The following is a 23165-nucleotide window of genomic DNA, read 5'->3' on the forward strand; positions in this document are numbered from 1 at the left end:
CGGGGGCCGCGGGGGCCGGCGGGGCGTTCTCTATGCTCACCGCATGACGGAGAACACGGAGAACACCCCGCTGGCCCCCGAGGACCGCAAGATCATTACGCTGGCCCGCTCCGCCCGCGCCCGCAACGGCGTGGCCGAGGGCGCGGCCGTGCGCGACGAGACCGGCCGCACCTATGTCGCCGGCACCGTCGAGCTCGACTCGCTCCGGCTGAGCGCGCTGCGCACCGCCGTCGCGATGGCCGTGGCCAGCGGCGCCACCTCGCTGGAGGCCGCCGCCGTGGTCACCGAGGCCGATGCCCCCGCCGACGCCGACCGCGCCGCCGTACGGGACCTGGGCGGCCCGGCGACGCCCGTCCTGCTCGCGGGCCCCGACGGGGCGCTGCGCGGCACCGTCACGGCGGGCTGACCGCACCGCCGACGGCTCTGGTCGGCGCGGCCACGGGCATCGGGGAGAATGGACGCCATGAGTGACCGTTCCCCTCAGTCCCAGGCCGCGCCCCAGGCGCCCGCTCACCGCGCCGGTTTCGCCTGCTTCGTCGGCCGCCCCAACGCGGGCAAGTCGACCCTGACCAACGCGCTGGTGGGGACGAAGGTGGCGATCACCTCCAACCGGCCGCAGACCACCCGGCACACCGTGCGCGGCATCGTGCACCGCCCGGACGCCCAGCTCGTCCTCGTCGACACCCCGGGCCTGCACAAGCCCCGGACCCTGCTCGGCGAGCGCCTCAACGACGTGGTCCGCACCACCTGGGCCGAGGTCGACGTCATCGGCTTCTGCCTGCCGGCCGACCAGAAGATCGGCCCCGGCGACCGCTTCATCGCCAAGGAGCTCGCGGGCATCAAGAAGACCCCGCGGATCGCCATCGTCACCAAGACCGACCTGGTCGACTCCAAGCGCTTGGCCGAGCAGCTCGTCGCCATCGACCAGCTGGGACGGGAACTCGGCATCGAGTGGGCCGAGATCGTCCCCGTGTCGGCCACCGGCGACAAGCAGGTCTCGCTCCTCGCCGACTTGCTCGTGCCGCTGCTCCCCGAGGGCCCCGCGCTCTACCCCGAGGGCGACCTCACCGACGAGCCCGAGCAGATCATGGTCGCCGAGCTGATCCGCGAGGCGGCCCTGGAGGGCGTGCGCGACGAGCTGCCGCACTCGATCGCCGTCGTGGTCGAGGAGATGCTGCCGCGCGAGGGGCGGCCGGCGGACCGGCCGCTGCTCGACATCCACGCCAACGTCTACATCGAGCGGCCCAGCCAGAAGGGCATCATCATCGGCCCCAAGGGCGCCCGCCTCAAGGAGGTCGGGACGAAGTCCCGGCAGCACATCGAGGCGCTGCTCGGCACCCCGGTCTTCCTCGACCTGCACGTCAAGGTGGCCAAGGACTGGCAGCGCGACCCCCGCCAGCTGCGCAAGCTGGGCTTCTGAGGCCCCCGGGGTTCACGCACGGGGCCGCGGGGCTCCCCGCCCCGGCGTGCGGCCGCCCCGGCGGCTACGCGCCCTCCTTGAGGACCCGCGTGATCAGCTCCCGCTCCTCCTCCGAGAGGCGCGGATCGGCCGTGCGCACCGTCCGGCCGTCGACCGTGATCTCGTAGCCGAAGCCGTCCGGCACGCCCAGCGGCGTCCCGGGCGGCGGCGCGTCCCGGGCGCGGCGCAGCACCCGCTCGGCCAGCGCCTCCCACTCCCGCGCGTCGCAGCGCCCCGCCGTGTCGACCACGGCGCGGCGCTCGATCCCGGCGAAACCACCGGTCCGTACGACCTCGATTCGCATACGGGCATCCCTACCCCTGCGGCGGCCGGGCTACGGACCGCCGCGGGGGTGGGAACGGAACTTTTCAGGCCGTTTCGACGCCCACCCGCTGCCATGCCTTGAGCACGGCCTCGTGCACGTCCCCCTCGCCGTAGCGGGCGCGCGCCGCGGCCACCGTGAGCCGGGCGAAGTCCGAGAACTCCGCGTCCGCGGCCAGCCGGCCGCCGGTGAGGACGTCGTACCAGACCTGCCCGGCCCGCTCCCAGGCGTGCCCGCCGAGGTCCGTGGCCAGCAGGTAGAAGGCGTGGTTGGGGATGCCGGAGTTGATGTGCACCCCGCCGTTGTCGCGGCCGGTGCGGACGTAGCCGTCCATGGTCGCCGGCTGCGGGTCCCGGCCGAGCACGTCGTCGTCGTACGCCGTCCCCGGGGCCTTCAGGGAGCGCAGCGCCACGCCCGTGACGCGCGGCGCCAGCAGCCCGGCGCCGATCAGCCAGTCCGCCTGCTCGGCGGTCTGCCCGAGGGCGTACTGCTTGACCAGTGAGCCGATGACGTCGGAGACCGACTCGTTGAGCGCCCCGGACTGGCCGAAGTACTCCAGGTTCGCGGTGTACTGGGTGACGCCGTGGGCCAGTTCGTGGCCGATGATGTCCACCGCGACGGTGAAGTCGAGGAAGACCTCGCCGTCCCCGTCGCCGAACACCATGCGCTCGCCGTCCCAGAAGGCGTTCCCGTACTGCTCGCCGTAGTGGACGGTGGCGTTCAGCGGCAGCCCCGAGCCGTCGATGGAGTCGCGCCCGAAGGCCGAGAGCAACAGCTCGAAGGTGGCGCCGAGGCCGCTGTAGGCGCGGTTGACGGTGGCGTCCGCGCCGGGCGGCTCGCCCTCCCGGCGCACCACCACGCCGGGCAGCCGCTCGCTCCCCTGGGCGTCGTGGACGGTGCGGCGGGGGGCTCCGGTGGCGGTGACATCGGCGGCGACGGCGGGAGCGCCGATGACGGTGGTCAGCCGGCGGCGGGTGCGCTGCGCGGCGTCCTTCTCCAGGGTGCGGCGGGCGGGCCCGGCGATCGCCGGGTCGTCGGCGCGGGCGAGCTTGTCGAGGACATGGGGCGGCACGATCGTGCAGAACACGGGCGGCGGCCCGGAGGATGAGAGATGCTGCATGCCCAAGGAATGTGGCACGCGGTCACGACCCTGTCACCGGTTGCCACCTCGATTGCTGAAATAGAGTGGTTGATCACCGTTTGCCCGTGCCAACGACCGCGTTCTGTGAACCCCTGGCGCATGCCGCGTTTCGCATAGTGATACGGGGGTGGGGCGTCCCGCGCGGCTCGGTTAGGCTGCCGCACATCATGCGTTTCGGGCTGCTTCTTCTTAGCTGCCGCGGCGAGGGCCTGTAGACACGAGGCCGACCCCCTCCCCGCGGAGTCCGGTGTTGCCCACCGCCGTCCCGTCGGCCCTCGCAGCCGCCCCGACAGGAGCCCAGCGCACATGACCTCCGCATCCGACCAGCGCGTCGGCCGCCCCACCCCCGTCACCGCCGCCACCGTCACCCAGCGGCCCTCCGGCATGCCGGTCCACAAGTACCGCCCGTACGAGGCCGTGGACATCCCGGACCGCACCTGGCCCGACAACCGCGTCACCCGCGCCCCCCGCTGGCTCTCCACGGACCTGCGGGACGGCAACCAGGCCCTGATCGACCCGATGTCCCCGGCCCGCAAGCGCGCCATGTTCGACCTGCTGGTGCGGATGGGCTACAAGGAGATCGAGGTCGGCTTCCCCTCCTCCGGGCAGACGGACTTCGACTTCGTCCGCTCGATCATCGAGGAGGGCGCGATCCCCGAGGACGTGACGATCTCCGTCCTCACCCAGGCGCGCGAGGAGCTGATCGAGCGCACCGTGGAGTCGCTGCGCGGCGCCCACCGCGCCACCGTCCACCTGTACAACGCCACCGCGCCGGTCTTCCGCCGGGTCGTCTTCCGCGGCTCCCGGGAGCAGGTCAAGGCCATCGCCACGGACGGCACTCGGCTGGTGATGGAGTACGCCGAGAAGATCCTCGGGGACGAGACGGTCTTCGGCTACCAGTACAGCCCGGAGATCTTCACCGACACCGAGCTGGACTTCGCGCTGGAGGTCTGCGAGGGCGTGATGGACGTCTGGCAGCCCGAGGAGGGCCGCGAGATCATCCTCAATCTGCCGGCCACCGTCGAGCGCTCCACGCCCTCCACCCACGCCGACCGCTTCGAGTGGATGTCGCGCCATCTGTCGCGCCGCGAGCACATCTGCCTGTCGGTCCACCCGCACAACGACCGCGGCACGGCCGTCGCCGCCGCCGAACTGGCGATCATGGCGGGCGCCGACCGGATCGAGGGCTGTCTGTTCGGCCAGGGCGAGCGCACCGGCAACGTCGACCTGGTGACCCTGGGCATGAACCTGTTCTCCCAGGGCGTCGACCCGCAGATCGACTTCTCGCAGATCGACGAGATCCGCCGCACCGCCGAGTACTGCAACCAGATGCCCGTCCACCCGCGCCACCCGTACGCGGGCGACCTGGTCTACACCGCCTTCTCCGGCTCCCACCAGGACGCCATCAAGAAGGGCTTCGAGGCCATGGCGGCCGACGCGGCGGCGGCCGGCACGACGGTCGACGACATCGAGTGGGCGGTGCCGTACCTGCCCATCGACCCCAAGGACGTGGGCCGCTCCTACGAGGCCGTGATCCGGGTCAACTCCCAGTCCGGCAAGGGCGGCATCGCCTACGTGCTGAAGAACGACCACAAGCTGGACCTGCCGCGCCGGATGCAGATCGAGTTCTCGAAGATCATCCAGGCGAAGACGGACGCGGAGGGCGGCGAGGTCAGCCCCGCGCAGATCTGGTCGGTCTTCCGGGACGAGTACCTGCCCAACCCCGACAACCCGTGGGGCCGGATCGCGCTGCGCTCGGTACGGACCACGGCCACGGCCGACGGCGGCGACGAGCTGACCGTCGAGGCCGTGGTGGACGGCGAGCCGACGCTGCTCACCGGCACCGGCAACGGCCCGATCTCGGCGTTCTTCGCCGCGCTGGGCGCCATCGGGGTCGACGCCCGGCTGCTGGACTACACCGAGCACACGATGAGCGAGGGCGCGAGCGCGCAGGCCGCCTCGTACATCGAGTGCGCCATCGACGGCCGGGTGCTGTGGGGCATCGGCATCGACGCCAACACCACGCGGGCGTCGCTGAAGGCCGTGGTCTCCGCGGTCAACCGGGCCGCGCGCGGCTGACGGGCGGCGGCGCCCGGACGAGCCGACGCGCCGACGGCGGGGCGGCCGCGCCCCGGGCCACGGTCCCTCTGACCGGCGCTTTCGAGGGACCGTGCGCCCCGCCGGGGGCGAGGGCCCCCACCATGCCCCGTACGGGGTGCTGACGGCGCATCACGCATGTGGCTAACATCACGTCCACGCGGGCGTCGTCGCCGAAGCGTCACTGCTCGACGGCGGACCGTGCAGGGACGTTTCGGGCGATCCGCCGGAGGAGCGCGAAAATGCTGCGCGTATGGGGACTGTGCACGACATGGCGCACGATCGGCGACGGCGAGTTCTTCTGCCCCGACTGCGGGGGTGACCGCAACTACCGCCGCCGCGTCGGCCGGCAGCGGCTGGTCGTGCTCGGGGTGCCCCTGCTGCCGCGCGGCACCGCCGGCCCGGTCGTCCAGTGCTCCTCCTGCCGCACCCACTTCGGCGCGGAGGTGCTCGACCACCCCACCACCACCCGCTTCTCCGCGATGCTGCGCGACGCCGTGCACACGGTCGCCCTCGCCGTCCTGGCCGCCGGCGGCACCGAGGCCCGCGCGGTCCGCGAGGCCGCCGTGGAGGCCGTGCGGCAGGCGGGCTTCAGCGACTGCACGGAGGGCCAGCTGCTGGCCCTGATCGAGGCGCTCGCCGCGGACACCGGGCGGCTGCCCGGCCCGTACAGCGAGGCGGACGCCTGCGGCGGCGCGGACGGCGGCGGCTCCGCGCTCGCCATCGAGCTCCACGAGGCGCTGGAGCCGCTGGCCCCGCACCTCGCCCCGACGGGCCGGGAGTCGATCCTGCTCCAGGGCGCGCGGATCGCCCTGGCCGACGGGCCGTACCGGCCCGCCGAGCGGGAGGCCCTGGGGGCGGTCGGGCGGGCGCTGACGATGGACCACGAGGACACGGAGCGGCTCCTCGCCGCGGCGGCCCGCACGCCCTCGTAACGAGCGCGCGCGGGGCTCGTACGGGCCCGGCACCCCGGCGACGCCGCGCGGCCCGTACGCCGCCCGCGGCCGGTCCGTACGGCGCCCGCGCTCGGGGGCCGGCGGGGCGCCGCGTCCGGGCCTGTGTGCCGGGGCGCACCCCGGCGTGCGGGACAATGGGCCCATGAGTCTGTTCCGCGACGACGGCATCGTGCTGCGCACCCAGAAGCTGGGCGAGGCGGACCGGATCATCACCCTGCTCACCCGGGGCCACGGCCGCGTCCGCGCCGTCGCCCGCGGCGTGCGCCGAACCAAGTCGAAGTTCGGCGCCCGGCTGGAGCCGTTCTCCCATGTGGACGTGCAGTTCTTCGCCCGCGGCGGCGAGCTCGTGGGCCGCGGTCTGCCGCTGTGCACCCAGAGCGAGACCATCGCCCCGTACGGCGGGCGGATCGTCACCGACTACGCCCGCTACACCGCCGGCACGGCCATGCTGGAGACCGCCGAGCGGTTCACCGACCACGAGGGCGAGCCCGCGGTCCAGCAGTACCTGCTGCTCGTCGGGGCGCTGCGCACGCTCGCCCAGGGCGACCACGAACCCCACCTCGTGCTGGACGCGTTCCTGCTGCGCTCGCTGGCCGTCAACGGCTACGCCCCCAGCTTCGACGACTGCGCCAAGTGCGGCATGCCCGGCCCCAACCGGTTCTTCTCGGTGGCGGCGGGCGGTGTGATCTGCGCGGAGTGCCGTGTGCCCGGAAGCGTCGTACCCTCTGCGGAGTCGCTGGCGCTGCTGGGCGCGCTGCTGACCGGGGACTGGGCGACCGCGGACGCCTGCGAGCCGCGGCACGTCCGCGAGGGCAACGGGCTCGTGGCCGCCTATCTGCACTGGCACCTGGAGCGGGGGCTGCGCTCGCTGCGGTACGTGGAGCAGTCCACGCCCGCCGCGCCCCGGTGACCTTCGACAACGACTAGTCCCGATTGACACGAGGAGACGTGGACCGCATGGCACGACGCGGGATTCTGGGCCGTTCCCGACGCGAGTACCGGGCACCGGACCCGCACCCGTCCGGCGCCCGGCCGCCCAAGATCCCGGGCGAGCTGGTGCCGAACCACGTCGCCATCGTGATGGACGGCAACGGCCGCTGGGCCAAGGAGCGCGGGCTGCCGCGCACCGAGGGCCACAAGGTCGGCGAGACCGTCGTGCTGGACGTCCTCAAGGGCTGTCTGGAACTCGGCGTCCAGAACCTCTCGCTCTACGCCTTCTCCACCGAGAACTGGAAGCGCTCCCCCGAGGAAGTGCGCTTTCTGATGAACTTCAACCGCGACGTCATAAAGCGGCGGCGGGACGAGATGAACGAGATGGGCATCCGCATCCGCTGGGCCGGCCGCATGCCCAAGCTCTGGAAGAGCGTCGTCAACGAGCTCCAGATCGCGGAGGAGATGACCCGCGGCAATGACGCCATGACCCTCTACATGTGCGTCAACTACGGCGGCCGGGCCGAGATCGCCGACGCGGCGGCCGCGCTCGCCCGCGACGTGCGGGCCGGCGTGCTGGACCCGGAGAAGGTCTCCGAGCGGACCTTCGCCAAGTACCTGTACCACCCCGACATGCCCGATGTGGACCTCTTCGTCCGCCCCTCGGGCGAGCAGCGCACCTCGAACTACCTGCTCTGGCAGAGCGCTTACGCCGAGATGGTCTTCCAGGACGTGCTCTGGCCGGACTTCGACCGCCGGGACCTGTGGCGGGCCTGCCTGGAGTACGCCTCCCGGGACCGCCGCTTCGGGGGCGCGATCCCCAACGAGGAGCTGCTCGCGGCCGAGCGCCGGGACGGCTGACCGGCCGCCCCGGCTCGACAGGCCGTCCCGGCCGACCGTACGGCGATGGCGCCGGCCCCTTCGCGGGTCCGGCGCCATCGTGGTTCCTGCGGTCTGTACGGGCCGTACGGCTCGTGCGTTTCGCGTCCGGGGTTACGCGGTGCTCGCGCAGTCCCCGCACGTGCCGAAGATCTCCACCGTGTGGGCGACATCCTGGAAGCCGTGCTCGGCGGCGATCGCGTCCGCCCACTTCTCCACGGCGGGGCCCTCCACCTCGACCGCCTTGCCGCACACCCGGCACACCAGATGGTGGTGGTGGTCGTCGGTGCTGCACCGGCGGTAGACGGCCTCGCCGTCGCTGGTGCGCAGCACGTCGACCTCGCCGGCGTCGGCCAGCGACTGGAGCGTGCGATAGACCGTGGTCAGGCCGACGGAGGCACCGCGGTGCTTGAGCATGTCGTGCAGTTCCTGCGCGCTGCGGAACTCGTCCACCTCGTCCAGCGCGGCCGCGACGGCGGCTCGTTGCCGGGTGGACCGGCCGCGCACTGGGGCTGTGTTGGTTTCCCGGCTTGCCGCGGTCACCACAGATGCCTCCTCAACTCGCCTACCGGTCCTTCCGCACCGCCTGCCCCATTGTGCCAGGTGACGTGCTCCCGGACGGTTGAACCCTTACGTCGTCCCCGGGCGAGGGCTCGCCGGGAGTCCTCCAGGTGCACTCTTCCCCGGTCGGTGGCGCGCCACGTCCCCGGTTCCGGCGCCGGGTCAGCGGCACGGCCAGCGCGGTGACCACGGCGAAGGCGGCGATCGCGAGCAGCACGATACTGGCGCCGGGCGGCACGTCCTCGTAGAAGGAGAAGGTGGTGCCCGCCAGCGCCACCGTGACGCCGATGCCCACCGACAGCGCCATGGTCGCGCCGAAGCCGCGGGTGGCCTGCTGGGCGGCGGCCACCGGGACCACCATCAGCGCGCTCACCAGCAGCAGGCCGACCACGCGCATGGCGACGGTGACGGTCACCGCCGCGGTGACGGCCAGCAGCAGGTTGAGGGTCCGCACCGGCAGCCCGGTGACCCGGGCGAACTCCTCGTCCTGGCAGATCGCGAAGAGCTGCCGGCGCAGCCCCAGGGTGACCAGGGCCACGAAGGCGGCCAGCAGGGCGATCGCCCACACGTCCTCGTCGGAGACGGTGGTGATCGACCCGAAGAGGTAGCTGGTGAGGTTGTTGGTGGAGCCGTTGGGGGCGAGGTTGATCAGCAGCACGCCGCCCGCCATGCCGCCGTAGAAGAGCATCGCCAGCGCCAGATCGCCGCGGGTCTTGCCGTACCAGCGGATCAGCTCCATGGCGACGGCGCCGAGCGCGGACACGACCGTGGCCGTCCACACCGGGTTGGTGCTGGTCAGCGCGCCGAGGGCGACGCCGGTGAGGGCCACGTGGCCGATGCCGTCGCCCATGATGGCCTGGCGGCGCTGGACCAGGTAGATGCCGACCGCCGGGGCCGTGACGCCCACCAGTACGGCGGCGATCAGCGCCCGCTGCATGAAGGCGTAGTTCAGGATCTCCATCAGGTGAGCAACCCCGTACGCATCGGTTCCGCACTCTCGTCGGCGTGCGGGTGGACATGGTCATGGCCCGGCAGGGCGTGCTGGCCCACGGCCTCCGGGGGCGGCCCGTCGTGCACCACGCAGCCGTCGCGCAGCACCACGGCCCGGTCGATCAGCGGCTCCAGGGGGCCCAGCTCATGGAGGACCAGCAGCACCGTCGCGCCGCCCGCGACCTGCTCGCGGAGGGTGTCGGCCAGCACCTGCTGGCTCGCCAGGTCCACGCCGGCCATCGGCTCGTCCATGATCAGCAGCTCGGGTTCGGCCGCCAGCGCGCGGGCGATCAGCACCCGCTGGTGCTGGCCGCCGGAGAGGGCGTTCACCGAGTCCTTGGCCCGGTCGGCCATGCCGACCAGCTCCAGGGCGCGGCGCACCGCGGCCCGGTCCGCCTTGCGCGGCGGCAGCAGCCGGGTGCGCGACAGCCGCCCGGCGGCCACCACCTCCCGTACGGTCGCGGGCACGCCGCTGGCGGCGGTGGTGCGCTGCGGTACGTAGCCGATGCGCGACCAGTCGCGGAAGCGGCGCAGGGGGGTGCCGAACAGCTCCAGACGGCCGCCGGTGAGCGGCACCTGGCCGATCGCGGCCCGTACGGCCGTGGACTTGCCCGAGCCGTTGGCGCCGAGCAGCGCCACCACCTCGCCGCGGCGCACGGTGAGGTCGACGCCGCGCAGCACCGGGCGCGAGCCCAGCGTGGCGGTCACGCCTTCCAGGGTTATGACCGGCTGCTCCATGAGGGTCCGCGCCTCCATCGCTGCTGCTGTCGGGGGACGGCTCACTTGGCGCCGAGCGCGGTGCGCAGCGCCGTGAGGTTGGCCCGCATCACCGCGAGGTAGTCGTCGCCCCGCGAGGAGTCGGTGATGCCCTCGACGGGGTCGAGCACGTCCGTCTTCAGGCCGGTGTCGGCCGCCAGGCTCTTGACCATGCGGTCGCCGGCCAGGGTCTCGAAGAAGACCGTGGTGACCTTGTCCTTCTTCGCGGTCTCCTGGAGCTCCTTGACCCGGGCCGGGCTGGGCTCGGACTCGGGGTCGAGGCCGCTGATGGCCTCCTGCACCAGGCCGTAGCGCTCGGCGAGGTAGCCGAAGGCGGAGTGGGCGGTGATGAAGGTCTTGGTCTCGGTGTTCCGCAGGCCGTCGGCGAAGGACTTGTCGAGGTCGCCGAGGTCCTTGACCAGGGCGTCGGTGTTCTTGCGGTAGTCGGCGGCGTGGTCCGGGTCCGCCTTCTCCAGGGCCTTGCCGACGCCCTTGGCGACCTCGGCGTACTTCACCGGGTCGAGCCAGATGTGGGGGTCGGAGCCGTTGCCGCCCTCGGAGCCGTGGTCGTGGCCGCCCTCGCCGTGGCCCTCGTCGTGGCTCTCGTGGCCCTTCTCGTGGCCGTCGTGGCCGACCTCCGAGCCGTGCTTCTCCAGGGAGGTGAGGGAGGCGGCGTCGACGGTGTTCCTGACCTTGGCCTCGCCGACGGCCTTGTCCACGGCCGGCTGGAGGCCCTTGAGGTAGAGGACCATGTCGGCCTCGCCGAGCCGCGCCTGCTGCTGCGGCTTGATCTCCAGGTCGTGCGGCTCCACGCCGGCCTTGGTCAGCGGGGTGACGGCCACGTGCTCGCCGCCGATCCGCTCGGCCAGGTACTCCATGGGGTAGAACGAGGCCACCACGTCGAGCTTCCCGGCCGCGCCGGCGCCGCCGGACGAGGAGTCGGAGGAGCAGCCGGACACGGTGCCGAGCACCACGGCGGCAGCGGCCAGCGCCGCTGTGGCGGTGGTTATTCGGCGGGACGGGTGGCATCGTGCGTTCATGACACTCATTTTCAACAAAAATGGAAACGATTGTCAATTGAGTGGGCGATCGGACCTCCTTCCGATCCTCTCTCCCGATCTTCTTGATCGCCTTTGCGGACGGAACGGGCACCGATTTGATCCGGGGGCCCCAGCCGCCGGTAACCTGAAGCATTCGCTGGGCCGCAGCGGGCCGCACGGTTTTATGAGCGGGCGCCGGGCGGACCCCACCTGACCGCTTCGTCGTAATGAAGAGAGCACCGTGGCCGCCGACAAGATCGACACCATCGTCAGCCTGAGCAAGCGCCGTGGCTTCGTCTACCCGTGCAGCGAGATCTACGGCGGCCAGCGGGCCGCCTGGGACTACGGGCCGCTCGGTGTGGAGCTCAAGGAGAACATCAAGCGCCAGTGGTGGCGCGCGATGGTCACCTCCCGCGAGGACGTGGTCGGTATCGACTCCTCCGTGATCCTGGCCCCCGAGGTCTGGGTGGCCTCCGGTCACGTCGCGACCTTCTCCGACCCGCTCACCGAGTGCACCTCCTGCCACAAGCGCCACCGCGCCGACCACCTGGAGGAGGCGTACGAGGCGAAGCACGGCCGGCTGCCGGAGAACGGCCTGGCCGACATCAACTGCCCCAACTGCGGTGTGAAGGGCCAGTTCACCGAGCCCAAGCAGTTCTCCGGCATGCTGGAGACCCACCTCGGCCCGACCCAGGACACCGGCTCGAAGGCGTACCTGCGCCCCGAGACCGCGCAGGGCATCTTCACCAACTTCGCCCAGGTGCAGCAGACCTCCCGGAAGAAGCCCCCGTTCGGCATCGCCCAGATGGGCAAGTCGTTCCGCAACGAGATCACCCCGGGCAACTTCATCTTCCGCACCCGCGAGTTCGAGCAGATGGAGATGGAGTTCTTCGTCAAGCCGGGCGAGGACGAGCAGTGGCACGAGTACTGGATGGAGCAGCGCTGGAACTGGTACCGCGACCTCGGCATCCGCGAGGAGAACATCCGCTGGTACGAGCACCCCAAGGAGAAGCTGTCCCACTACTCGAAGCGCACCGCTGACATCGAGTACCGCTTCAACTTCGGCGGCTCCGAGTTCTCCGAGCTGGAGGGCGTGGCCAACCGCACGGACTTCGACCTCAAGTCGCACTCCGAGGCGTCGGGCCAGGACCTGTCGTACTTCGACCAGGAGGCCGGCGAGCGCTGGACCCCGTACGTCATCGAGCCGGCCGCGGGCGTCAACCGCGCCATGCTCGCCTTCATGCTCGACGCGTACGTCGAGGACGAGGCGCCGAACGCCAAGGGCGTCATGGAGAAGCGCACCGTGATGCGGCTGGACCCGCGCCTGGCGCCGGTCAAGGTCGCGGTGCTGCCGCTGTCCCGCAACCCGCAGCTCTCGCCCAAGGCGAAGGGCCTGGCGGCGGACCTGCGCAAGCACTGGAACATCGAGTTCGACGACGCGGGTGCGATCGGGCGCCGCTACCGCCGCCAGGACGAGATCGGCACGCCGTTCTGCGTCACGGTCGACTTCGACACGCTCGACGACAACGCGGTGACCGTGCGTGAGCGCGACACGATGAAGCAGGAGCGGGTGTCGCTGGACCAGATCCAGTCGTACCTCGGTGGGCGCCTGCTCGGCTGCTGACCTGAGCGGTCGACGAAGCGACAGAGGAGAACCCGGTGCCGTCAAGGCGCCGGGTTCTTCTGTGTCAGCGGGCCAGGCCGCGCAGGACGAGGGCGAGTACGGCGTCGAGCGCGCGCTCGATGTCCGGGCGGGACCAGTCGCCGGCGTAGGCCGGGTCGTGGAAGCGGTTCGTCGCGTCGAAGACCGCCCGCGCGGCGGTGGCCGCGTCCGGCTCGGGGGCGGCGAAGGCGCCCTGCCGCACCCCGTCCTCCACGATCGTCGTCAGCTGGCCGACGAGATCGGCGATGTGCCGCTCCACGACGCCGCTGTTCTCGCCGATCAGCACCATGTAGGTGGCGAAGAGCTCGGGGTCGTCGCCCGCCTTGTGCCGCTTGGCCTCGAACAGCGCGCCGAGCCACCGGGAGAGCCGCTCCGGGGCGGGCCCCGGGCCCTCGGCCAGCGCGGCGAGCCGCTCGGAGGTGCGGTTCAGCCAGCGCTCGGTGACCGCCTCGCGCAGCGCGGCCTTGCTGGGGAAGTGGCGGTAGACGGAGCCGTGGCTGACGCCCAGCGCGCGGGCCACGTCCACGACCGTGGCCTTGCCGGGGCCGAAGCGGCGCAGCACGTCCTCGGTGGCCTCCAGGATGCGGGCGGGGGTCAGCGTCTCGGGCGGCACGGCGGGGCCTCTCGTCTCTCGTCTCCGGAGGTGTACCCCCGGACGCTACCCTCTCGCCTCCGGCGCGGGTTCTCGCCGGTTCCCGCCGGGGCCCCCGGGGCGGCGGCCGCCGGTCAGCGCGCGACGTGGGTCATCTGGGCGGCGGGGTAGCGGTCGCCGGCCGCCGCGCCCGGGGGGATCGCCGCCTCGATGGCGGCGAGGTCGGCGGCGTCGAGGGCGACGTCCGTCGCGGCCAGGGCCTCCGCGAGGCGGGGGCGGGTGCGCGCGCCGACCAGCGGCACGATGTCCTCGCCGCGGGCGAGGACCCAGGCGATGGCGATCTGCGCGACCGTCACGCCCTTGCGCTCGGCGATCTCCCGCAGGGCGTCGACGAGGTCCAGGTTGCGGTCGAGGTTCTCGCCGGAGAAGCGGGGGCTCATGCCGCGGAAGTCCGTGCGGGAGAGCTCGCGGTCGCGGGACCAGTGCCCGCTGAGCAGCCCGCGGGAGAGGACGCCGTACGCGGTGACGCCGATGCCCAGTTCGCGGCAGGTCGGCAGGATCTCCCGCTCGATGTCGCGGCTGAAGAGGGAGTACTCGATCTGCAGGTCGGCGATCGGCGCCACGGCGGCGGCCCGGCGGATGGTCTCCGCGGAGACCTCGGAGAGGCCGATGTGCCGGACGTGCCCGGCCTGGACGGCCTCGGCGATCGCGCCGACGGTCTCCTCGATCGGCACCTCGTGGTCGAGCCGCGCGATGCGGTAGATGTCGATGTGGTCGGTGCCGAGGCGCTGGAGCGAGTACGCGAGGAAGTTCTTCACGGCGGCCGGGCGGCCGTCGTATCCGGCCCAGCCGCCGTCGGCGTCGCGCAGGGCGCCGAACTTCACGCTGATCACGGCCTGCTCACGGCCCCGCGGGCTGCCGCGCAGGGCCTCGCCGATGAGCAGCTCGTTGTGGCCCATGCCGTAGAAGTCGCCGGTGTCGAGCAGGGTGACGCCGGCGTCGAGCGCGGCGTGAATAGTCGCGATCGACTCCTGCCGGTCGGCCTCGCCGTAGAGGGCCGACATGCCCATGCAGCCGAGCCCGAGGGCGGAGACGCGGGGACCGGTGGTGCCGAGGGGGCGGGTGCGCATAGGGGTGTCCTCCTTGGTGGGGTGTCCCTCCACCATGACAGGTGGAATGACAGATTTCAATATCTGTCATTCCGTGACGGGGGCGCCCGCCCGCCCGGACGACGGCGGTCCGGCTTGTCGGCTGTCCGTTCGCGTTCAGGGCCGCGGCAGCGGAAGGTCGGGCATTCGTGGGTGTCGAAGGCGCTGCCCGCCGTCGTGGACGTGCAGGGCGAACGCCTCCGGGCCCGGACGGCCTGCCGCGTCGTACGCGGTGAGCACCTGTTCGATCCGTTCCCACAGGTTCACGGGGCCGCTCTCACGCACCTGCCACGTCCCTTCGGTGGGAGTGAGGGTGGCGGCGGAGCCGGTGACGACGTCGACCAGGTGCACGCTCTCGCCGAGGGTGACCATCTGGGCGTCTGGCACGGCGCACTGGGCGAGGAAGCGCAGGTGGAACGCCTCCTTGGTGGCGGCTGTGATCCGTTCCGGGTCGTGCCGGGCCGGTCGACGGGTCTCGGGCAGGCCGGCGGCCCAGTGGGCGGGGTTGCCGAAGGCGGGCGCGGCGTGGGTGCGGGCGGACATGAAGGAGACGGTGCCGGGGAGCAGGTGACCCTCGGCGGCGCCGTCGTCGGTGACCGTGAGCAGGACGCGGGCGTAGCCGTAGAGCCAGCCCGAGAGAGTGAGCAGGATCTTCCCACCGGGCCGGGTCTGGGCGAGCAGCGCCGGTGGGACGGCGCGGAAGGAGCAGGCGGCCACGATCCGGTCGAAGGGTGCCTCGGGCCAGTAGCCGTACAGGCCGTCCGCGACCGCCAGCGCGGGCGTGTACCCGAGGGAGTACAGCGCGTCCGCCGCCTGCTCCAACCGGCGGCCGTCCACCTCGATGCTCGTGACGTCGGAGGAGCCGAGGCGTTCGCAGGCGAGCGCGGTCGAGTAACCGGTGCCGGTGCCGATCTCCAGCACCCTGTGCCCTTCGCACACATCGGCGTCGGCCCACATGCGCACCACCAGCGACGGCAGCGTGCCGGAGGACGTCGGGGCGCCGCCGTGTCGGACGGCCGGGGCCTTCCAGTCGGGCTCCTCGCCGTCGAACTGGGTGATCAGTGTGGTGTCCGCGTAGGCGGCGGCCAGCCATCGGTCGCGGTCGAGCTCGGCGGTGACCGGCTCCCACACCGTCAGTCCCTGCCCGTCACGCTCCTCGCCGGGCAGATAGAAACCGGGCACGAAGGCGTGCCGCGGCACCTTCTCGACCGCCTGTCGCCAGGCCGGATCGGCGAGCACACCGTCCTCGGCAAGGGCCTTGGTCATCGCCTTGCGCAGTCGTGCGGCGTCGGTGTCCAGATCGGCGGGCGTCGTCATCGCGCTCCGCCTCCTTCCGGTGTCAGGATGTCGGCGAACGCCTGGGTGATGGCGTCGGCGTCGGGAAGCCAGCCCCACTGGCCATTGGGGTTGCATTCGATGAACACCCAGTGCTCGGGGGCGCCCCCGTCACCGGTGAGGGCGAAGTCGAAGCAGCCGAAACCCAGGCCGAACGCACTCAGGTAGCCGTGCAGTGCGGTCTCGATCGTGGCAGGGACAGCGATGGGAACGTGGACCAGCTCGCCCCAGTCGCCGCTGCGCCAGTCCAGGGCGCCGTCCGGAGCGGTGATGCGCTGAGCGAACACGCGCGAGCCGACCACGGTCACGCGCGCATCCCCCGTTTTGGGGACCTCCGCCTGGAACAACTGTGCGGTCACGGCGAGGGAGGCGTCGAAGGTTTCAGGATCGACGCGCTGGGCCCAGATGGCGCCGGTGTGCCCGTCCTCGTCGCGCGGCAGACCGCGGAACGTCTTGTAGATGACGGGACCGTGGTCGGCGGCGAACCTTCGTGCCTGCTCGACATCGTTGGTGATGAGCGTCGGCGGGATGCTCAAGCCGAGCCGGGCGGCCTCCTGAAGCTGAGCCGGCTTGAAGTCCGCGGCCGTGACCGCCAGAGGGTGGTTGACGTAGCGGGTGCCGCGCAGGTGGCTCAGGACGCCGCCGAGCCCGTGTCGGGCCTCGGCGACGGCGAAGTCCCGCTGCTGGGCCGGCAGGTGCGCGAAGCGGGCCGCGTACGGGGTGGGGCGGCGGTAGTAGACCGCCGCCACCTCCCCCAGCTCCACCTCGCGGCCGGCAGTCCGCAGCCGCCCGCCCCAGGTCGATGTTCCGGAACCGATGCGGGCACCGAAGGTCAGGCCGGGGCCGATGTCGGCCGGGTCGACGCGGGCGAGGGGCACCTCGCGCTCGTTCAGCGCGGCGATCACGCGGTCCGCGGTGACGTCCTCCAGGGACGTGACGATCAGGACGAGGGGAGCCGTCATCGATCAGTCCGACTCGTAGTCGGTGGTGTGGTCGTCCTGCGTCTGTGGCTGTGGGTTCTGCCCGTCGCCGCCGCCGGACATCGACGCGGTCCCGGTGGTCTTGGACGTGCCGTGTTTGCCCATCTCCACCACCTCGCCGGCGGCGTCGGTGTAGACGGCGGTCTGGGTCGCCGGGTCGAGTTCGACGACCGTGTACGACGGCGGGCCGACCGGCAGCCGGCCCGTGACCAGCCGCATGGCCCAGGGAGTGGGAGACGGGGGCGCCGGCATCGCCATGCGAGAGTCCTTCCCCTTGCGTCCAGGCGGCAGCCGGGCGGCTACCGCCTGAGCAGGATGGGCCTCAGCCGCCGCCCCTGGCCAGTACCGCGAACACTGCGGATCGCGGTGAAGACACCACAGCACGTATGCGGATCGGGGAGGCAATGCGACGATGAACAGCGCGCCCGGCGGCGGGCGGGGGCTGGGGCCATCGAGCCCATGGGAGGACACTCCCGGCCCGGGCCGCCGAAACAGCCCTCTCGCGCGGCGGGCGTCGCCGCTCGGGCGGTGCCGGCGGTTACGCGATGTCGCGGGGGAGGCGCAGGCTCAGCAGCGCCGTCAGGGCGATCAGGGCCAGCTGCACCGAGACCGTTGTGATCAGCGCGTTCCGCATGCCCCAGGTCGATTCGAGGGACAGGAACAGCGTGCCCAGGGTCGCGACGCCCAGGGCGAGGGACGACTGCTGGAAGGTGACCATCACCCCGCTGCCCACGCCCGCCCGGTCCGCCGGGACGTCCGAGAGGACGATGCGGATCAGCGTCGGCAACTGGAGGCCCTGGCCGAGGCCGGCGACCGCCATGCTCGGCAGCAGGTCGAGCGGGCCCAGGTCCGGCCAGCCGCGCAGTACGGTCAGCACGAACAGGCCCAGCCCCAGCCCCTGGAGCAGCGCGCCCGCCGTCACCACCCGGCCCCCGTACCGCCCCACCAGCCGCGGGCCGGCGAGCGAGGTGAGGAAGAACGCCACGGCCATCGGCACCAGGGCCAGGCCCGCCGCCACCGGGCCGAACCGCGCGCCCTGCTGGAGCGCCACGGCCATCACGAACATGAACCCGCCGAAGCCCGTCGAGAACGGCAGGATCAGCGACAGGCCCCGGCGCAGCCCGGGGAGGGCGAGCAGGCTCGGCGGCACCAGCGGGACGCGGCCCTGCCGGTCGGCGCGGCGCTCGACCACGTAGAAGGCGACGCCCGCCACGGGGACGAGGGCCAGCGACACCCACGTCCACAGCGGCCAGCCCGCCGCGCGCCCCTCCGTCAGCGGCACCAGCAGCGCGGACAGCGTGACCGCCAGCAGTACGGTGCCCGGCACGTCGAGCGGCGCCGGCCGCTCCGAGCGGGTCTCGGGCACCGAGCGGATCGCCAGCGGCAGCGCCGCCAGCACCACCGGCACGTTCACCAGGAAGATCGAGCGCCAGCCCGTGCCGGCGACGTCCGCGGCGACCAGCACGCCGCCCAGCACCTGCCCCGCCACCATCGCGAGGCCCGCCGTCGAGCCGTACAGGCTGAGCGCGCGCGCCCGCCGCCGGCCGACCGTGGTGGCCTGGATGGACGCCAGGACCTGCGGCAGCATCAGCGCGGCGGCGGCGCCCTGCGCCACCCGCGCCAGCACCAGCGTCCACGCGTCGGGCGCGAGCCCGCAGGCCAGCGAGGTCACGCCGAAGGCCGCCATGCCGACCAGGAAGAGCCGGCGGCGCCCGAACGTGTCGCCCAGCCGGCCGCCGAGGACGAGCAGGACGGCGTAGGCGACGCCGTATCCCGCCACCACCAGCTCCAGCATGGCCGGGCCGGCGCCGAGGTCCCGGTCGATGGTGGGCAGGGCGACGTTGACGATGAAGAAGTCGATCAGGGGGAGCGCGGCGCCGAGCAGCACGGTGAACAGGCCCAGCGCGCTCAGCCCGCCGGCGGCGGTCAAGGACTCGGCCGGAGAGTCGGACGCGGACGTGGGGGACGGGTCGGGGGAGGGGGTGGCGCCGGCCGAGCCCCCGGGAGCGGCAATACGTATACGGGTGTCGGTCACGCTCATGACGATCCACCAACCACCCAGCCTGGTACCAGAGTCTCCTTATCCTGGTACTGGCAGTAACTGGCAACCGTATGCGCCATGCGGCACGCTGGCCCCATGACCACCACCGTCCAGCCCTCGGTGACCCTCTCCGTCCCGGCCGACGTCCCGCTCCCCGCGCCGACCGCCACCCCCTCCGACCGCGGCGCCGCCCAGCGCGCCGAGCTCGCCGCCTTCCTGCGCAGCCGCCGCGAGCGGATCACCCCCGAGCAGGTCGGCCTCGCGCGCGGCCCCCGCCGCCGCACGCCCGGCCTGCGCCGCGAGGAGGTCGCGCAGCTCGCCGCCGTGGGCGTCACCTGGTACACGTGGATCGAACAGGCCCGCGACATCCACGTGTCCGCGCACGTCCTGGACGCCCTCGCCCGCGCCCTGCTGCTCGACACGAGCGAGCGCTCGCACCTCTTCGCCCTCGCGGGCGTCGCCGACCCCCGGCCCGGCATCCCGTGCCCGACCCTCTCCTCCTCGCTCCAGCGGATGATGGAGCGGCTGCAGCCGTACCCCGCCTGCGTGCAGAACAGCCGGTACGACATCGTCGCCTACAACTCCGCGTACGGGCACCTGCTGTGCGACCTCGACCGCATCCCGCCCGAGGACCACAACAGCCTGTGGCTGGCGTTCACCCACCCCGACTGGCGGGCCTCGGTCATCGACTGGGAGGGTGCGGTACGGATGATGGCGGCCAAGTTCCGCGCCGCCATGGCCGAACACCTCGCCGAGCCCGCCTGGAAGGCCCTGCTCAAGCGGCTCCAGCAGGCGTCACCGGAGTTCCGGGAAATCTGGGACCGGCACGAGGTGGTCGTCGCCGGGGACCGCGTCAAGCGGTTCCGCAACCGCCGCGTGGGGCTGCTCAACCTGCACCACACCAGCCTGTGGCTGGGCCCCCGGTCGGGCCCCCGCATGGTCACGTACGTGCCCGCCGACGCGGAGAGCGGGCAGCGGCTGGAGGAGTTGCACGCGCTGCTCGGCGCCCAGGGCTGACGCCCGCCGCTACGGGCGCCCCGGCCGCTGCCGCCCCTTGCGCACGCAGATCGAGCACGGGAAGGGGCACGGCCGTACGGGTTCGCCGGGCGGCAGCCGTACGACGGCGAGGCGCGGGCGGCTCACGGGTGCGGGTGCCGGCGGTGTCGGCGCGGGTGGTGGGGGTGGTGGGCCGGAGCCCTCGGGTTCCGGTTCCGTCGTCGGGGCGTCCGTCGTGCCGGGTTCCGGGCCCCGCGCCTTCGACCCGTTCACGCGCTCGCGGCCCTCTCGTGCGGGCGGGCGAGCCGCAGGGCGGCCGTGGGGCACCACCAGGCGGGCGCGGCCGCCGAACAGGGGCGCAGCAGCGTGTGGTCGCCGTGTTCCGCGACGACCTCTCCGACCTCACCGGTCCGGGTGTCCACGACGGTCGCCCCTGTTCTGTACGTCATGACGGGCCTTTCGAACGCCTGTTTTTCCAACCCGTTCGGGCGGGTAGTTACTGAGTGTGCTTCAACGATCACCGCGCTGGCCTACGGTCGCCAGGGGGGAGGCGTCCCCAACATCCTCTGTTTACGAGGGAGGTTGCGTTGGCAGCGCGATCACGAGAACTGACCCCGGACCGGTCGGCACGGCATCTCTTCGGGGCGGAGATGAGGCGGCTCCGCAACGACGCGGGTATGTCTCTGGCCGGACTGGCTGACATCGTGGGTTACAGCAAGCAGCACATGGCGAACATCGAGACGGCGGAGAGGATGATTCCGCCGGACCTCCCGGCGGCGCTCGACGCGGCGTTCTGCACGGACGGTCACTTCGGGCGGCTGTTCGGCCTCGCCCGGCGCGAGGTCCATCCGGACAAGTACCGGCGGAGGATGGACCTTGAGGCGCAGGCGCGCGTGATCGATGAGTACGCCGGGCACCTCGTGCCGGGTCTGTTGCAGACCGAGGACTACGCCCGCGCGCTCTTCACCATCGGGAACCCCGGGGCGACCCCTGAAGCGATCGAGGCCAGGGTGGCCGCGCGTCTGCTCCGCCAGGAGTGGCTGCGCGCCGAGCCGCCGCCGTATCACTCGGTGATCCTCGACGAGGCGGTGATTCGGCGGCCCATGGGGGGACCGGCCGTCATGCGGGCCCAACTGAGCCGCCTGGTCGAGCTCGTCGACACGCCCCGCACGATGGTGCAGGTCCTGCCGTTCGCGCACGGAGGGCATGCCCTGTTGGGCGGCACCCTGACGCTGATGACCCTGGACGACGACTCGGTGGTCGCGTACGAGGAGAGCATCGACACGGGGCAACTGGTGGAGGACAGCCAAAGCGTCGCTGTCCGACGCCGGTCGTACGATCTGCTGAGGGCCTACGCCCTGTCGCCGACCGAGACTGCGGTATTCATCCGAACAGCTATGGAGGCACTACCCGATGAACAGCTCGAATGAGCCCTCCGGGACGGAGTGGGTCAAGTCCAGCTACAGCAACGCCGGAGGCGGTGGTTGCGTCGAGTGGGCCCCGGGCGTGGCCACCCGTGGTGTCGTACCGATACGGGACTCGAAGGACCCGTCCGGCCCCGCCCTCCTCTTCCGTCCGGACGCGTGGTCCGCGTTCGTGACGGCCGTCAAGGCGGGGCACATCGGCGGGGACGTCCGCGCGTAGCGGGGAGGCCGTCTCAGCTCTCCTCGGGCTCCGGGGAGAGCCGCCGCGCCGTACGGTCCGCCGTGGCCCTCGCCCACGTACCGGTCGTCACCACGCCGAGCAGGAGAATCACCAGCCCGCAGCCCGCGATGATCCACCACGCCGGGCGGCTCGCGTCCGTGAACTCCTCGTACGAGTCCGTGGCGTGCGCGCCCGCGCCCGCCGCCAGCACCGCGCCGATCACCGCCACGCCCAGGGACGTACCGACCTGGCGGCTGGTGGAGGCGATGGCCGCCGCGACGCCCGCCTGCGCGCGGGGCATGCCGGAGACCGCCGTATTGGTGATCGGCGCGTTGACCAGGCCGAAGCCGATGCCGAACAGCATGTAGCCGGTGAGCAGCAGCGCGTCGGAGGACTCCACGTCGAGCGCGGCGAAGAGGAGCCCGCTGGCCGCCATCGTGGGGCCGGCGAGGACGAGGGGCACGCGGGGCCCGTACGCCCCGACCAGGCGCCCGGACAGCGGGGCGAGGACCAGGGTCGTCGCCGCCATGGGGAGCATCCACAGGCCGGCCCGGAGCGCGGAGAGCCCGCGGACGTCCTGGAGGTAGAGGGTGTTCATGAAGAGGAAGCCGCCGAGGGAGGCGAACGCGCACACGGCGACCACGGTCGCCCCGCTGAACGGCGCGCTGCGGAAGAAGCGGGGGTCGACCAGCGGTTCGGCGCGCCGCCGCTCGTAGAGGAGCAGGGCCACGAGCGAGGCCAGTGCCACCGCCGTACAGCTCAGGATGAGCGGGGAGGTCCAGCCGGCCGCGGGAGCCTCGATGATGGCGTAGGTGAGGGAGCCGAGGAGGGCGATCACCAGGAGCTGACCGACGACGTCCGGGCGGCGGGGGCGGGGGGCGCGGGACTCGGGGACGTAGCGGGCGGTGAGGGCCAGGGCGGCGAGGCCGACGGGGAGGTTGAGCCAGAAGATCGCGCGCCAGCTGATGCCGTCCACGAGCAGGCCGCCGACCAGGGGGCCGGCGGCCATGCTGATGCCGACGACGCCGCCCCAGACGCCGATGGCGCGGGCGCGCTCGCGGGGGTCGGTGAAGGTGTTGGTGATGATCGACATGGCGACGGGGTTGAGCATGGAGCCCCCGACGGCCTGCACCATGCGGAAGACGACCAGCCACTCCAGGTTCGGCGCGATGCTGCACAGCAGCGAGCCGAGGGTGAAGATCGCCAGGCCGGCCTGGAAGACGCGGCGGCGGCCGATCCGGTCGGCGGTGGAGCCGGCGAGCATCAGCAGGGAGGCGAGGACGAGGGTGTAGGCGTCGATGGTCCACTGCATCCCGGCCACGGAGGCGCCGAGGTCCGCGCGGAGCGTGGGCAGCGCCACATTGAGCACGGTGTTGTCGAGGCTGACGATCAGCAGGCTGAAGCAGCAGATCGCGAGAACGAGCAGGCGCCGGCGACGACTGAGCTCAGGCATGGTTGAACCGTACAAGCGCTTGCTTCGCTCGGCTGCGGTTACGGGGTTCGTGGTGCGCGACAATGGGAGGGCTCGCGGCTCGCGGCGGCCCCCGCCGTGGGGCTCGCGGCGGAGCTCGCGGTGGGCCTCGCGGTGGTGCCCGCCGGGGGGCGCGCCGCCCCGGCCGAACGCCGCGCCGACCG

Annotated in this window: 24 protein-coding genes; 10 read left to right on the forward strand and 14 right to left on the reverse strand. The window is 72.5% G+C overall.

The features are described from left to right. Positions 1-43 precede the first annotated feature (43 nt). A complete protein-coding gene (locus ACSNOD_RS08470) occupies positions 44-406 on the forward strand; it encodes a cytidine deaminase (RefSeq protein ID WP_436766161.1) in 363 nt (120 codons plus the stop codon). A gap of 48 nt (positions 407-454) precedes the next feature. Then, on the forward strand, positions 455-1420 hold the full coding sequence (gene era, locus ACSNOD_RS08475; protein WP_436766162.1) for a GTPase Era: 966 nt from the start codon (positions 455-457) through the stop codon (positions 1418-1420). Between the two features lie 64 nt (positions 1421-1484). Here the strand turns inward: era and ACSNOD_RS08480 are convergent, their stop codons facing one another. Then, positions 1485-1763 carry a protealysin inhibitor emfourin gene (locus tag ACSNOD_RS08480; RefSeq protein WP_436766163.1) on the reverse strand — a complete coding sequence of 93 codons (279 nt, stop codon included), beginning with the start codon at positions 1761-1763 and terminating at the stop codon, positions 1485-1487. A 64-nt stretch (positions 1764-1827) separates the two neighbouring features. Further along, the gene (locus tag ACSNOD_RS08485; RefSeq protein ID WP_436766164.1) at positions 1828-2901 is read right to left on the reverse strand and encodes a M4 family metallopeptidase; all 1074 of its coding nucleotides are present in this window, start codon (positions 2899-2901) and stop codon (positions 1828-1830) included. Positions 2902-3228: 327 nt separating this feature from the next. Between ACSNOD_RS08485 and leuA the strand changes: the two genes are divergently transcribed. From leuA to ACSNOD_RS08505, 4 genes are all read left to right on the forward strand, one after another. Next, positions 3229-5001, forward strand: a complete 1773-nt coding sequence (leuA, locus tag ACSNOD_RS08490) for a 2-isopropylmalate synthase (protein WP_436766165.1) — start codon at positions 3229-3231, stop codon at positions 4999-5001. A gap of 260 nt (positions 5002-5261) precedes the next feature. Beyond that, positions 5262-5954: a TerB family tellurite resistance protein gene (locus ACSNOD_RS08495; protein ID WP_436766166.1), complete on the forward strand. Its 693-nt coding sequence runs from the start codon at positions 5262-5264 to the stop codon at positions 5952-5954. 163 nt (positions 5955-6117) lie between these two features. Continuing rightward, positions 6118-6885 (forward strand): DNA repair protein RecO, encoded by a 768-nt coding sequence (gene recO, locus ACSNOD_RS08500; protein WP_436766167.1) that lies wholly within the window; start codon positions 6118-6120, stop codon positions 6883-6885. 47 nt (positions 6886-6932) lie between these two features. Next, positions 6933-7766 carry an isoprenyl transferase gene (locus tag ACSNOD_RS08505; RefSeq protein WP_436766168.1) on the forward strand — a complete coding sequence of 278 codons (834 nt, stop codon included), beginning with the start codon at positions 6933-6935 and terminating at the stop codon, positions 7764-7766. Positions 7767-7898: 132 nt separating this feature from the next. Here ACSNOD_RS08505 and ACSNOD_RS08510 read toward each other — a convergent pair whose 3' ends face one another. Genes ACSNOD_RS08510 through ACSNOD_RS08525 form a run of 4 tightly spaced genes read right to left on the reverse strand, consistent with a single transcriptional unit; the run spans position 7899 to position 11140 of the window. After that, positions 7899-8327, reverse strand: a complete 429-nt coding sequence (locus ACSNOD_RS08510; RefSeq protein ID WP_436766169.1) for a Fur family transcriptional regulator — start codon at positions 8325-8327, stop codon at positions 7899-7901. 22 nt (positions 8328-8349) lie between these two features. Continuing rightward, positions 8350-9306, reverse strand: a complete 957-nt coding sequence (locus tag ACSNOD_RS08515; protein ID WP_436766170.1) for a metal ABC transporter permease — start codon at positions 9304-9306, stop codon at positions 8350-8352. Then, complete coding sequence (locus tag ACSNOD_RS08520; protein WP_436766171.1) at positions 9306-10073, reverse strand: metal ABC transporter ATP-binding protein; 768 nt, start codon at positions 10071-10073, stop codon at positions 9306-9308. Before ACSNOD_RS08520 ends, ACSNOD_RS08515 begins: the two co-directional genes overlap by 1 nt. A 41-nt stretch (positions 10074-10114) precedes the next feature. Further along, positions 10115-11140, reverse strand: coding sequence for a metal ABC transporter substrate-binding protein (locus ACSNOD_RS08525; protein ID WP_436766172.1), 1026 nt, complete (start codon positions 11138-11140; stop codon positions 10115-10117). Positions 11141-11372: 232 nt separating this feature from the next. On the opposite strand from ACSNOD_RS08525, the gene ACSNOD_RS08530 reads away from it, so the two are divergent. Further along, a complete protein-coding gene (locus ACSNOD_RS08530) occupies positions 11373-12755 on the forward strand; it encodes a glycine--tRNA ligase (protein WP_436766173.1) in 1383 nt (460 codons plus the stop codon). 64 nt (positions 12756-12819) lie between these two features. Here ACSNOD_RS08530 and ACSNOD_RS08535 read toward each other — a convergent pair whose 3' ends face one another. The 6 genes from ACSNOD_RS08535 to ACSNOD_RS08560 form a co-directional block, all read right to left on the reverse strand. Next, positions 12820-13407 carry a TetR family transcriptional regulator gene (locus ACSNOD_RS08535; RefSeq protein ID WP_436766174.1) on the reverse strand — a complete coding sequence of 196 codons (588 nt, stop codon included), beginning with the start codon at positions 13405-13407 and terminating at the stop codon, positions 12820-12822. Between the two features lie 113 nt (positions 13408-13520). Continuing rightward, a complete protein-coding gene (locus tag ACSNOD_RS08540) occupies positions 13521-14516 on the reverse strand; it encodes an aldo/keto reductase (protein ID WP_436766184.1) in 996 nt (331 codons plus the stop codon). Between the two features lie 135 nt (positions 14517-14651). After that, a complete protein-coding gene (gene tgmC, locus ACSNOD_RS08545) occupies positions 14652-15851 on the reverse strand; it encodes an ATP-grasp peptide maturase system methyltransferase (protein WP_436766175.1) in 1200 nt (399 codons plus the stop codon). Beyond that, a complete protein-coding gene (gene tgmB, locus ACSNOD_RS08550) occupies positions 15848-16831 on the reverse strand; it encodes an ATP-grasp ribosomal peptide maturase (RefSeq protein ID WP_436766176.1) in 984 nt (327 codons plus the stop codon). Before tgmB ends, tgmC begins: the two co-directional genes overlap by 4 nt. A 3-nt stretch (positions 16832-16834) precedes the next feature. Beyond that, positions 16835-17068 carry a putative ATP-grasp-modified RiPP gene (locus ACSNOD_RS08555; protein WP_436766177.1) on the reverse strand — a complete coding sequence of 78 codons (234 nt, stop codon included), beginning with the start codon at positions 17066-17068 and terminating at the stop codon, positions 16835-16837. A gap of 319 nt (positions 17069-17387) precedes the next feature. Continuing rightward, a complete protein-coding gene (locus tag ACSNOD_RS08560) occupies positions 17388-18779 on the reverse strand; it encodes an MFS transporter (RefSeq protein ID WP_436766185.1) in 1392 nt (463 codons plus the stop codon). 207 nt (positions 18780-18986) lie between these two features. Between ACSNOD_RS08560 and ACSNOD_RS08565 the strand changes: the two genes are divergently transcribed. Next, positions 18987-19907 carry a helix-turn-helix transcriptional regulator gene (locus tag ACSNOD_RS08565; protein WP_436766178.1) on the forward strand — a complete coding sequence of 307 codons (921 nt, stop codon included), beginning with the start codon at positions 18987-18989 and terminating at the stop codon, positions 19905-19907. 248 nt (positions 19908-20155) lie between these two features. Here the strand turns inward: ACSNOD_RS08565 and ACSNOD_RS08570 are convergent, their stop codons facing one another. Next, positions 20156-20335: a hypothetical protein gene (locus ACSNOD_RS08570; protein ID WP_436766179.1), complete on the reverse strand. Its 180-nt coding sequence runs from the start codon at positions 20333-20335 to the stop codon at positions 20156-20158. A 138-nt stretch (positions 20336-20473) separates the two neighbouring features. Between ACSNOD_RS08570 and ACSNOD_RS08575 the strand changes: the two genes are divergently transcribed. Continuing rightward, positions 20474-21316: a helix-turn-helix domain-containing protein gene (locus ACSNOD_RS08575; RefSeq protein WP_436766180.1), complete on the forward strand. Its 843-nt coding sequence runs from the start codon at positions 20474-20476 to the stop codon at positions 21314-21316. Continuing rightward, positions 21300-21530: a DUF397 domain-containing protein gene (locus ACSNOD_RS08580; RefSeq protein ID WP_436766181.1), complete on the forward strand. Its 231-nt coding sequence runs from the start codon at positions 21300-21302 to the stop codon at positions 21528-21530. Before ACSNOD_RS08575 ends, ACSNOD_RS08580 begins: the two co-directional genes overlap by 17 nt. A 13-nt stretch (positions 21531-21543) precedes the next feature. Here the strand turns inward: ACSNOD_RS08580 and ACSNOD_RS08585 are convergent, their stop codons facing one another. Beyond that, on the reverse strand, positions 21544-22983 hold the full coding sequence (locus ACSNOD_RS08585; RefSeq protein ID WP_436766182.1) for an MFS transporter: 1440 nt from the start codon (positions 22981-22983) through the stop codon (positions 21544-21546). Positions 22984-23165: the final 182 nt, after the last annotated feature.

This window comes from Streptomyces sp. URMC 123 (genome assembly GCF_051386515.1).
In the GTDB taxonomy this organism is placed as follows: Bacteria; Actinomycetota; Actinomycetes; order Streptomycetales; family Streptomycetaceae; genus Streptomyces.